Origin of the sequence: Spiroplasma endosymbiont of Lariophagus distinguendus, from assembly GCF_023846195.1 — a bacterium.
GTDB lineage: Bacteria > Bacillota_I > Bacilli_A > Mycoplasmatales > VBWQ01 > Spiroplasma_E.
On sequence record NZ_JALMUW010000031.1, the window covers coordinates 1 to 11,903 of the forward strand.

Here is an 11,903-nt window from a genome sequence, read left to right on the forward strand (position 1 = left end):
TTGTTATATTATTATTTATATAATTTAGCTGTTGCTTTGTAGTGATTTTTTAATCATTATAAAGTTTTTTTATGTTTTATTATCGATTTTTGGTGGAGGAAATAATGTATAAAATTGGTATTAATCAAAATGAAAAATCAAATTATAAGCAAAAACCTAATGTTAAGCAAGAAAAAAAACATTGGTTTAAAATTTTTTCTTTGTTATTTGTTGTTGTTTTAATTATTACTACTATGATTTTAATAATTGCAAATAATCAATGAAATAGTGCCATAAATACTAATAATTCCAACAACTGAAATCCTAATCAAAATAAAAATTGAGAAGATTATTATAAGAATAATTGTCCAACAAATAAAAAATATAATTTGATAGATTACAAGGATAAATTAAATAATATTAGTTTAATATCTACTGATAAAAAACTAAAATTTTTTTATCTTAGTGATTTATTAAAAAAGATTGATAATGTGTTACAAACAAATAAAATAGATATTCCTAATAATTTTTTTGTACATTTACCAGTAAATCCAGCTATTAATATTAAAATTAATGATGAAAATGCACTTAAAAATAATTTTTCAATAAAAATACCATCTTATAAAGAAAAAATAAAACAATTTAAAATTGAAATGAGTGTTAATCAATTTGGTAGTAATTATGGTTTGCTTCCTTGTGACTTAAATTTCAATTTTAGTGTTGAAAATGATGTTATTCCAGAAAAATTTAATATTTTTGATTTAGACAATAGAATTACAATTCCATCACAAACAATAGTAATGTCAGATGCTACAAAAGGAACTAAAAATGAAATAGAATCTCAAGTCAATAAAATTATTGAAGAGAAATTTTTAGAAGAAATTAATAAAGAAAAATCATTATCAGATAAAGTAACAAAAAGTGATTTTGTTATTAATTATGATTCAATAAAAAATTTTGATAATTATATGATAAAAAAGAAAATAACAGTTGTTATTTGTGCTAAAAATAGTAGTGAAATTATTAAAGGTCAATTAAATATTAATTTTAATGTTCAAGGTAGTTGAACAAAAAAATCATTATCTGTTATTAAAACAGTATTGGAAAATGATGAAAGTGTAATTAATCAATTAATAACTACTGAAGATAATACTAATGTTAGCAAAGTGGATATTGATAATCATATTGCTTTCCTTGTTAGTAAAAAAATAAATGAGTTTGGTAAGCAAAAATGACATCAAGATTTTAATGATCAAGATTATATTATTACTAGTAATGCGATTACTGGAAATTATCAAAAACCAAAATCTATAATAGTAACAATTGTTGGTAAAAATCAATTGCAAGATACTATCCAATTGATAATTAATCTAACGGCCAATAATACCGTAAAATCTTTATTTGCTATTAAGTCATCATTGGAAAATGATGAAAGCATAAATACTGAACAAATAGATGTTATTGATGATACTAATGTTAGCAAAGTGGATATTGATAATCATATTGCTTTCCTTGTTAGTAAAAAAATAAATGAGTTTGGTAAGCAAAAATGACATCAAGATTTTAATGATCAAGATTATATTATTACTAGTAATGCGATTACTGGAAATTATCAAAAACCAAAATCTATAATAGTAACAATTGTTGGTAAAAATCAATTGCAAGATACTATCGAGTTTTCAATAAATATTCAATGTCAAAATAAAGAACCAAATGAAAAAACCTTTAAAAATAACAATTTTAATGTTAAAGATTTAAATTCTATTGATTTATATCCGAATGTTCTTCCTAGTGGTGTAATATATCCAATTACTTTTAAAGATAATTCTATTTCACTTATTTCACTATTATTTCAAGAAGCTATTAATGATATGAATAATTTTTCTCCTACTAATGACATTAATTTAGAAATGAATATAGGAATTAATATTGATGGCGATAACTATCAAATTCATTTTCAAAAGACAATTAATTTTGATATCATAAAAAAGATAAATAATATTGAACTTGTTAGTGTTTCTGAACAAAATGATAAATATCAGCACTTAAAAAACATTGGTATCATTATTAAATATGATGATGATAAAGAATATAAAATGCTTCAATCCTTGGATGTTAATATTAAAAATAATAATTTAACCTTTATTAATTTTAGTTCTATTGTTAAAATAACTTCACGACGTTAAATTAAAAACAAAGGTGATGAGTATGGATAAGCCACTAGCAACAATATTAAGACCAACTACTGTTAATGATATAATTGGTCAAAGTCATTTGATAAATGATAAAAATGGAATTATTAATCGAATATTAAATCAGAAGTTTTTAACATCATTAATATTTTATGGTAATCCAGGAACAGGCAAAACCACTATTGCTCAAGCACTAGCTAATGATTTAAAATGTGAATTTGGAGTATTTAATGCTGCCATTGATAAAAAAGAAAATTTAGAAAAATTAATTAAAATAGCACAAAATACTAAACCTTATATAATTATAATTGAAGAAATACAACGCATGAATCGTGATCGTCAAAATTTATTATTACAATATTTAGAACATGGCAATTTTATTTTAATGGCTTGTACTACTGAAAATCCTTATTTTGTAATTAATCCAGCTTTACGAAGTAGATGTCTATTATTAGAATTAAAGCCAATTAGTAATGAAGAAATGTTATTAGGCTTAAAAAAAATAATTACTAATAATTCATTTTTTAATTTTAATATTAGTGATGAAATTTTAGAAAAAATCTGTAATTTAGCAACTGGTGATTTACGAATAGCAATTAATATTTTAGAAATATTAATAAAATTATATCCTAATGAAATCATAACTATTGATATTATTAATGCTATTATGCCTAAAGCAAGTAATTGAAATGCTAAAGAGGGAAATGAACATCATGATTTAAAGTCAGCATTACAAAAATCAATTAGAGGCAGTGATATTAATGCTGCTTTGCATTATTTAGCAAGGTTATTAGCAACTGGTGATTATGAAGCTTTATTAAGAAGAATGTTGATTATTGTTTACGAAGATATTGGACTTGCTAATCCTGCTTTAGCAATTAGGGTAAAAACTGCTATTGATACTTTTCGTCAAATTGGTATGCCCGAAGGTATAATTCCACTTGGTTTAGTAGTTATTGAAATGGCACTTAGTGAGAAATCAAATAGTGCTAATTTGGCAGTACAAAAAGCATATAGTGATGTTTTACAAGGAAAAATATATCCAATTCCTGATTATTTGAAGCATAATTGATCTAAAACATTAAAAAAATCAGTAGGTAAAGGTAAATTATATAAATTTCCACATGATTATGCTAATGATTATGTACAACAACAGTATTTACCAACAAAGTTAAAAGATACGAAATATTATCAACCAAAACTCCATAATATTTATGAAAAAAAATTAAATGAAATTTATAATAGATTTACTAAAAAATAAAATTCTGAGGTGCAAAATAGAATGTTAAAAAATAAACATTTATGGTTGGGACTTAGTTTAACATTAGCAACCACTAATATTGTTGCTAACACTAGTATTACTAATAATTTAACAAGTATTAATAAATTAAAACAAGAAAATAAAAATAAAACTGAAATTAATGAAGTCGTTACTAATACTACGTATGGTAATTTAAGTAATAGTACTATTTTAAATAGTCAAGATAAAGATGGAATATATCATCTTTTTGATATTAAAAGTATTATTGATAATCCAAATTTAGAACCTTATGTAAAAGAAATTTATATTGATAATTTTAAATTAACTTATAACCCTGAAAAAATAAATAAAGATGTTATTAATGAGTTTGATAAAGAAATTGCTGCTATTAATTATAAAGAAGAACAATTAACAAGTACTAATGATTTGCAAATTTTTCAAAAACAAAACTTGAGCAAAATATCAACAACAGCTTATATTTCAAATAAAAAGTCTAAAAGTAATTTTACTTTTATTCAATTTGGTGGTGCTAATACTCATATATCATTAACCGGAACAAAAGGTATTGTTGATGTAATTAAGAACTATGATAATTTAAGTGAAACATTGGGATTATATTATATTGCTCAGTCTCATTCAAAAAATAGTAGGGGAATTTGTCTTGACTTTGTTAAACAATTTATTACTAAAAGTAGTTTAAAAAATAATGAAAGCATTGCAGAAAAAATTTCTGAAAATATTTTCAATAATATGATTGATAGTCCAAATTTAGAATCTGTTATTAATAATTTTTCAATTGAAAATAATAGTAAAAAAATAAGTATTAGATATTTAGTTGACAGTACTGGTAACATTATTAGCGTTGGATATTTACAATATGATAGCAAAAATTTGGATACTAATAATAATTTAACATTAAGTCATAGTTTTCCAAAAGATGGAGGAAAACTAATAGATTATAATTCAGAAATAACTACGCTTTTAAAATGAAGTGATTATGCTGATTCATGAAATAATTTTATATTCTTATATCCAACAATTTTTGCTAATTCGACAGACAGCATAACTTATAGTGTTATGAATAATACAACAACAATTAAAAGTAATGAACTAAACTTTAATACAAAAAAAATTCAAGACAAAGATAATCAATTACCAGTTTGACGAGTAGTAAATCAGCCACCTGCAGGTCATAAATCACAAGGATTAGTTATTTATATATTTATGTGACATGATGAAAACACTATATATCAACAACTTAGAAGTAGTTCTATATCTCGTGCTTTTGATATTGGGCCATCTTTCTCAATAAATATTAGTAGATGAACAATTAGTAACATTATTAATGAATAATTATGTATCATTTTATCAATAAAATTAAAAATTTAATTTAAAACTACTTTAACTATGAAAGGAATAAATAAAATGAAAATAAATAAAGAAGAAACATGAACAGAAGTACAATGAGCGTTGAATAATCTTCATGGTCCAATTAGAGCAGGAGCATTAAGTGCACAAAATTGAAGTAATACGACAACAGGAGTTCTACTAACAATAGCAGGACTTAAGTCTGTTACTAGGGATAGTAATATTGAAAAACGTTACCAATTAATTAAAAGTGGAGTAGCTGATATGTTATATGCTGCATTTGGTGGTTGAGTCATTTGACAAGCATATAATTTAAATGAAACTGGGGGTAGTACAACTACCGAACCAAATTTACCTACTTTTCCTACTTTACCACCAAATGATGAAAGACTTTATTCTGAAATTGCTGAACAATTAACAGAAGATGCTGTAAGTAATGAATTAACTCCAGAAATGATTTCTATTGCATTAAATAAATTATTTACTGGTACAAATGGATTAGTTAAAGTGCTTAGTGGAATATCAGGTTTTGATTTATATAAAATTCAAAAAGTAACAAAAACTATTGAATACTTAAAATCACTTACTACTTTTGCAACTGCAGGCATTAACTTTACAAATGGTAATATTGTGGGAGGAAATTTAATGTCAATTTCAGCAATGATGGATGTTAGTCACACATATTTTTCTACAATGAGTAAATCTAATACTTCAAATAGTAAAGAGGAAATTATTATTAAAATTATTAATGAAAGAAAAGAACACATTACGAAAAGTTTTTCTTTATATAAAGGTATTTTAAGTAATAAAGATTTAAAGGAAATATATGAGTATTTAGAAAAAAATAATTGAGATAAGTTTGAAATGAGACATTCAGATAAAACAATTCCTAGTTTTGTTAAACCCGGAAAAATAAAAGATTGAAGACCAACATTGACAAAGTTTAAAGAATGAATAGATAATTATACTCCCGAAAATAAAAAGGTGGAATTAGTAACGGAGATTGAAGATAGTAGTCAACGAGAAAGAATAAAGTTAAAAATTCCTGATTATGAGTTTGAACCGGAATTTGTTACAAATGCAAATAATGATATGCCAGAAGTTATCATAGAACCCAATGAAAGACAACCACTTTTAGGAAGTATTAATAGTTAATAAGTTAATAAAAATTATTTTTTATATTATAATGTTTTTTTAAAAAAACATTATTTTTTATTTATTATTTTATTTTTTCTTGTACAATTATTTTAGAAATGATGAATTTTAAAGAAAGATTAAAAATTTAACTTTGTTTTTAAAATAAAAATATTTTAAAATTGACACTTATTTTAAATAATAATATAATTAAAAATGGTTAAATTTTCTAGGTGAATTTAATGAACGAAAAAATAATTTTAATTTGTACTGTATGTTTAAATCGTAATTATCATACATACAAAAATAAGATTAAATATAAAGAGCGTATGGAACTAAAAAAATATTGTGAACATTGTCAAAAACATACTTTACATAAGGAATCACGTTAGGAGAAATTTTCATGAGTGCAGAAGACAAATCAAAAGAAAAACCAAAAATTAATCCTGAAAAATTGGCTCTTTTAAAAAGTAAATTTAATATTTTACGTAAAATTAAACCTTTAAGAACAAAAAGAACTTCTGAAGGAAAACCAAGTTTTGATCCACGAACAGCCGATAAAAATAAAAAGGTTAATATTAGCGAAATTTGAGAAAAAGAACGTAAAAATCGTACGCCTGAAGAACGTTTTTATTATAAAAAAGAAGCGAGAACTTATCATAAATATTTTTTCTTATACTTATCAAGAGAAATTAGAAGAACTCGTTGAACACCAAGAAAACAATTAAATAATAAATTTATTACAACAGTATTATTTATTGCTGTCTTAGCACTATTCTTTTATGGAATTGAGCAGTTATTACTATTTGTATTACCTTTATTAAAAATAATGTAAAAAATGGAGATGCCAAAAAATGAGCGAAAGAATAAAAAAAGAAACCCCTTTAGTGAAAACTACATCATTAGAAGAAACACATAAACATCGAATTGAGCAAGCACAATGATATATTGTTAATTGTAACAAAGGTCATGAAGATAAAGTTGCTGCTGATTTGAAAAATAAAATTGAAAAAAAATTAAATTTAAAAGATAATATTTTTCAAGTTAGGGTTGTTAAAGAAGCAATACCAGATAAAGATAAAAAAATAACTGAAAAAAATATTTTTCCGGGTTATATTTTTGTTCATATGATTTTAACCGAAGATACTTGATATGATATTCGTAATACAACAGGTATTAATGGATTTATTGGTTCTAGTGGTAAGGGTGTACCACCAACTCCACTTTCTACCAAAGAAGTTAATGAAATGTTATATCGTAATTCTAAAAATTCATCACAACCTAAAGTTAAAGAGATAAAAAAAATTATTCGTGATTTTGAGTTGAATGATTTTGTTCATATTACTTCTGGTGCTTTACAAGGTCGAGAAGGACAAGTTATTAAATTAGATGAAGATAAGGGTGTTGCAACAGTTTCTGTTGATATGTTTGGTCGTCAAACTGAAATTAAAGTAGAATATGATAGTTGTAAAAAAATTAAAGTTTAGTTTAAACTATTTAATTTTTATGTAAAATAAAATTAAAATATATTTGATTACTAATTATAATGATGTTATTATTTGTAAAGTACTATTTATATATATAAATAGACTTTAATTATGTTTAAACTTGTGGAAGATTTATTCGTTTGGACCACAGTGAGAATCCATTTAGGAGGAGTTGCTCATGGCAGATAAAAAAAATATTAATCGTGAAGGTATTATTCAATTACCAGCTGGTAGTGCCAAACCAGGTGCTAGTTTAGCATCATTCGGTATTGATATGCCACGTTTTTGTAGAGAATTTAACGATAAAACCAAAGATCAAAAAGATGATGTTAATCCGGTTCCAATTCCAGTTTTTATTACAGCATATAAAGATAAAACTTTCGACTTTAAAATAAAAACTGCACCAACAACATTTCTTTTAAAAAGAGCATTGAAACTTGCAAAAGGTTCATCAAATGCTAAATTAACAAAAGTAGGAACACTTACTATTGCTCAAATTACAGAAATTGCTCAAATTAAATTACCTGATTTAAATGCTTATTCTTTAGAAGATGCAATTAAAATTGTTGCAGGAACAGCCAAGAATATGGGCATTACTGTTGAAGATGGAAAGCAAGGTGTTTAATATGAATAGAAGTAAAAGATATCTTGCAGTTGCAAAATTAGTTGATAACACTAAAGTTTATCCAATTGATCGTGCTTTAGAATTAGCTAAACAAACTTCATCATTAAAATTTGATGCAACAGTTGAAGCAGCATTTCGTTTAAATGTTGATCCAAGACATGCTGATCAAATGTTACGTGGTTCTATTGTTTTACCAGCAGGAACTGGAAAAACACAACGTGTTTTAGTAATAACTACTACTAAACAAAAAGAGGCAATGGAAAGTCAAGCTGATTTTGTTGGTGGTAAGGAAATGATTGAAAAAATTCAAAAAGGTTGATTTGATTTTGATGTTATTATTGCAACACCCGAAATGATGGGTGAATTAGGAAAAATTGGTAGAGTATTAGGACCAAAAGGATTAATGCCTACAGCAAAACTAGGAACAGTAACAATGGATGTTCAAAAAGCAATAGCTGATATTCGTAAAGGTAAAGTTGAATATCGTGTTGATAAACAAGGTAATATTCATGTTATTCTTGGTAAAGTATCATTTGCACAAGAAGGGTTAAAAGATAATTATTTAGCAATTCTTAACACTTTAAGAAAAGTTAAGCCTGCAGCAGTTAAGGGCGCTTATATTAAAAATATAAGTATTACTACAGCAATGGGCCCTGGTATTAAAGTATTACTTGAAGAATAATATAAAAATATAGAAAAAATCATTAGTAAAAGTACTAATGATTTTTTCTATATTTTTATTCATAATTTTTTTATTATTTAAAAAAATTTTACGCTATAATTTATTTATTGTGATAATACCAATTAATACGTTATTTTGGTAAAACAATAAAATAATTAGGTAGTAAAGGAGAAACCTTAATGAAAAATCTTATAAATCTTTTTAAGAAACAAAATTGAGGAATAAAAATTGGCTTTGCCTCACTGGTAATTAGTTTGCTTTGTTTAGCATTAGGACTAATTTTAATTGCAACAGCCAATTTTAAAGCCCCAAGTGGAGGAAGTTCACAATATGCTGGAAATGGCTTTCATGCTATTTCTATATGAGGACTTGATAGTTTTTTAAGCAAAGCTGGCTATGATCAAATGTGAACAGATGCTACTAGTGATAAACTTTTAACTTATCCTCTTGCGCAAGTAGTTGTCGGAATTGTATTTACAGTAATTTTAACTGCTATCTTTCTTGGTGTTAGTGTTTTATCTTTAATATTTGGTTATTTTAAACGTTGATTATATTCTTAATGTTTAGTAAGTGTTAAATATGGATAAAAATGTAGAATATAAAAAAGTTACATCTTGGGATTGAAAGCAAAAACTAGGATTATTCTTATGCATTTTAACTTTGTTTTTTCTAATAATTAGTTTAATATTATTTGGAACAGCTATTTTTAATGATCATTTTAATAATTTTCTTGGTAACGGTTTTTGAAGTTTAAAACACTATGGTATTATTAATTTGTTTTATAATTGAGATCAACTAGATATAGAAGCGGCTAAAAATACTTATGTTTCTCATCCTTTTGAACAAGTTTATTTTGCAATTATTTTTTTAATTATTATTGTACCAATATGTTTTGTTCTTGGAGTTAGTTTATTAGTTAGAGGATGATGAAAGTCAAGAATTTAATATATAGTTACTTCATAAATTTATTTATAGTAAAATTTAATAATCATTATTTCATTAAAAAGGGTGTATTATGATGTTTAATTCTAAAAAAATAATTGTTTTTTTACTAATAAATATTGTGTGAGTAGTAGTTTGGATTATGATAACTATTAGTTACGATAGTTATCGTGATCCAATTTTAAATTATGTACCACATAGTAACGATTATTTAACAAATGAACCAACTAATCAATTGGTTCCTAAAGCAAAAAAACCTAAACATGTAGTTATGGTGGGTGTTGATGGTATGGCGAGTTATGCATTAAAAAGTGGTTATAGTCCAAATATGAATTATTTAATGCATCATGGTGCGTATACACTGGAAGCACGTGATGTTTTACCAACTTCTTCTGCTGCAAATTGAGCAAGTGTTATGTTTGCTACAGATCCTATTAAGCATGGTGTTGTTGATCAAGATTTGTGGAATGTTCATCATACTGTTCATGCTGAAGTAAAAGCTGATCAAGTAAGTATTTTTAGTTCTATTATTGATAAGTATGGTCCTTCAAAAAAATTATTTGGTTATGCTAGCGAAGGTGAAATGATTGCTAATTTTCAACCCAAAGGCCAAGAAAATATAAAAACTTTAATTAGTAGTAATGGTAATTATTGTGCAACAGAAAATGATAAACAAACTTTTGAAAATACCAAAAACGTATTAAGTAATAAACCTTTATTTTCGTTTTTTTATTATGTTAATCCTGATTTAGCAGGTCATTCACGTGAATGAAATAGTGAAGAATATTATCAAGCAATTAGTCAGACTGATAAATATATTGGAGGTATTATTGAAAATTTAAAAGATTTAGAAATGTGAGAAGATACCCTATTAATTATTAGTTCTGATCATGGAGGTGTTTCACAATATCATGGTCATTCTTCTGATGCTGAACAAAAAATTCCTTTGCTTTTTGCAGGAAATTGTATTCCAAAACACGGAATTATTCCAGATAAAATTAAAATTTATGATATTCCAGCTACTATTGCTTGATTATTAGATATTAATTCACCACCAATAATTTGAGATGGTCAGCCAATTTTAACACCTTTTTTTGATATGACAAATATGTATGATCATAGTGAGGAGTTTAAGTAATGGATATTATCAATTTTAAACAAATTAATTTTCGAAATAATGGCATTAGATTACTTATTGTGCTTGCTACTATTTTTATTGTTTGAAATAATGTACAAAATGTTACTTTAAATATTGGTGGTAGTTTACATGCTTTTAATGCTTATTTTTGTTCACCAATGTTATTTGTTATATTGATATCATTTGGTTTTTTAAGTGCCAATAATAATTTTAGTTGAAAAGAGTATAGTAAATTAATACTAGCTATTATGATTTTATTTTTAGTTACAAGTTTTATGTATTTAGATTTTTTTGCTTTTAAAGAAGGATATGTAACAACAGGTTATATGATAGGATTATGATTTAAATTATTATTTTTTGATTATGGTAAATGAATGATATGAATTATTATTGGTGGTAGCGCATTAGTAAAAGTTGTTACTAACCATTTTTCCTTAAGTAATAAAAGTTGAAATATTGTTAAAATAATAACTTTAGTTATTACTAGTATTTTATTAATAATAGTTTTAATATTTAGTATTAACTTGCAACTTACTAGTAAGTTATATTGATATGATAACTTTAATTGAGATTTATTTTATGTATCATTTCGTGAGGGTGGATTTTTACAACTGATACCTGGGTTATTAGCTTTTTTAGTTGGTCTTAATTTTCAGTGATGAGTAAATTGAGAAAAGATAAAAGATAATGTGGTTTATTCATTACTTAGTTTTTCTTTATTTATTGTTATTATTAGTTGTCAAATGATATTTTATTTTCCTTTAATTTATTGAGATATTATGGAAATTTTGCAAGCTTTATTTTTATTTATTCCTTTTATTATGTTAAATATTAATTATAATAAAACTTTAGCCTTTTTATTTCATGGTACTACTTTTATTTTATTTTTCCATATTGCTTTTAATAAAATAATTAGTGTTGAATTTATGACAGGTTTATTATTGCGCTTAATATTTGGATTAAATGTTGCCAGAAGAGCAGTAGAATTTGTAAATAATAATTTTTTTGTTACTATAATTTACTCATTTGTTAAGATGTCAATTTTAATTTTCTTTTGTGCTTTTTTATCAAGACAATATGTAAGAACCTGTTTAG

At 24.7% G+C, this 11,903-nt stretch carries 13 protein-coding genes; all 13 read left to right on the top strand.

The annotated features are described in order from the left end of the window. Positions 1-104: 104 nt before the first annotated feature. Positions 105-2,165: a hypothetical protein gene (locus M0D11_RS03635; protein ID WP_252320174.1), complete on the top strand. Its 2,061-nt coding sequence runs from the start codon at positions 105-107 to the stop codon at positions 2,163-2,165. Between the two features lie 22 nt (positions 2,166-2,187). Further along, positions 2,188-3,432 carry a replication-associated recombination protein A gene (locus M0D11_RS03640; protein ID WP_252320176.1) on the top strand — a complete coding sequence of 415 codons (1,245 nt, stop codon included), beginning with the start codon at positions 2,188-2,190 and terminating at the stop codon, positions 3,430-3,432. 21 nt (positions 3,433-3,453) lie between these two features. After that, positions 3,454-4,785, top strand: coding sequence for a hypothetical protein (locus M0D11_RS03645; RefSeq protein ID WP_252320178.1), 1,332 nt, complete (start codon positions 3,454-3,456; stop codon positions 4,783-4,785). Positions 4,786-4,857: 72 nt separating this feature from the next. Continuing rightward, positions 4,858-5,955: a hypothetical protein gene (locus M0D11_RS03650; RefSeq protein WP_252320180.1), complete on the top strand. Its 1,098-nt coding sequence runs from the start codon at positions 4,858-4,860 to the stop codon at positions 5,953-5,955. Between the two features lie 221 nt (positions 5,956-6,176). Further along, positions 6,177-6,326, top strand: a complete 150-nt coding sequence (gene rpmG / locus M0D11_RS03655; protein WP_174481441.1) for a 50S ribosomal protein L33 — start codon at positions 6,177-6,179, stop codon at positions 6,324-6,326. A gap of 11 nt (positions 6,327-6,337) precedes the next feature. Beyond that, positions 6,338-6,769: a preprotein translocase subunit SecE gene (secE, locus tag M0D11_RS03660; protein WP_174481440.1), complete on the top strand. Its 432-nt coding sequence runs from the start codon at positions 6,338-6,340 to the stop codon at positions 6,767-6,769. 19 nt (positions 6,770-6,788) lie between these two features. Further along, the gene (gene nusG / locus M0D11_RS03665; RefSeq protein WP_252320182.1) at positions 6,789-7,421 is read left to right on the top strand and encodes a transcription termination/antitermination protein NusG; all 633 of its coding nucleotides are present in this window, start codon (positions 6,789-6,791) and stop codon (positions 7,419-7,421) included. A 178-nt stretch (positions 7,422-7,599) separates the two neighbouring features. Beyond that, positions 7,600-8,046: a 50S ribosomal protein L11 gene (gene rplK, locus M0D11_RS03670; RefSeq protein ID WP_174481438.1), complete on the top strand. Its 447-nt coding sequence runs from the start codon at positions 7,600-7,602 to the stop codon at positions 8,044-8,046. A gap of 1 nt (position 8,047) precedes the next feature. After that, positions 8,048-8,728, top strand: a complete 681-nt coding sequence (gene rplA / locus M0D11_RS03675; protein WP_252320184.1) for a 50S ribosomal protein L1 — start codon at positions 8,048-8,050, stop codon at positions 8,726-8,728. A gap of 179 nt (positions 8,729-8,907) precedes the next feature. Next, the gene (locus tag M0D11_RS03680) at positions 8,908-9,288 is read left to right on the top strand and encodes a hypothetical protein (protein ID WP_174481436.1); all 381 of its coding nucleotides are present in this window, start codon (positions 8,908-8,910) and stop codon (positions 9,286-9,288) included. Between the two features lie 19 nt (positions 9,289-9,307). Next, a complete protein-coding gene (locus M0D11_RS03685) occupies positions 9,308-9,673 on the top strand; it encodes a hypothetical protein (RefSeq protein ID WP_252320186.1) in 366 nt (121 codons plus the stop codon). Between the two features lie 139 nt (positions 9,674-9,812). Further along, entirely contained in the window at positions 9,813-10,808 is a 996-nt protein-coding gene (locus M0D11_RS03690; protein ID WP_252320196.1) for an alkaline phosphatase family protein, read from the top strand. After that, positions 10,808-11,903, top strand: a 1,096-nt coding sequence (locus tag M0D11_RS03695; RefSeq protein ID WP_252320198.1) for a hypothetical protein, incomplete at its 3' end; no start/stop codon positions are given. The genes M0D11_RS03690 and M0D11_RS03695, both read left to right, overlap by 1 nt.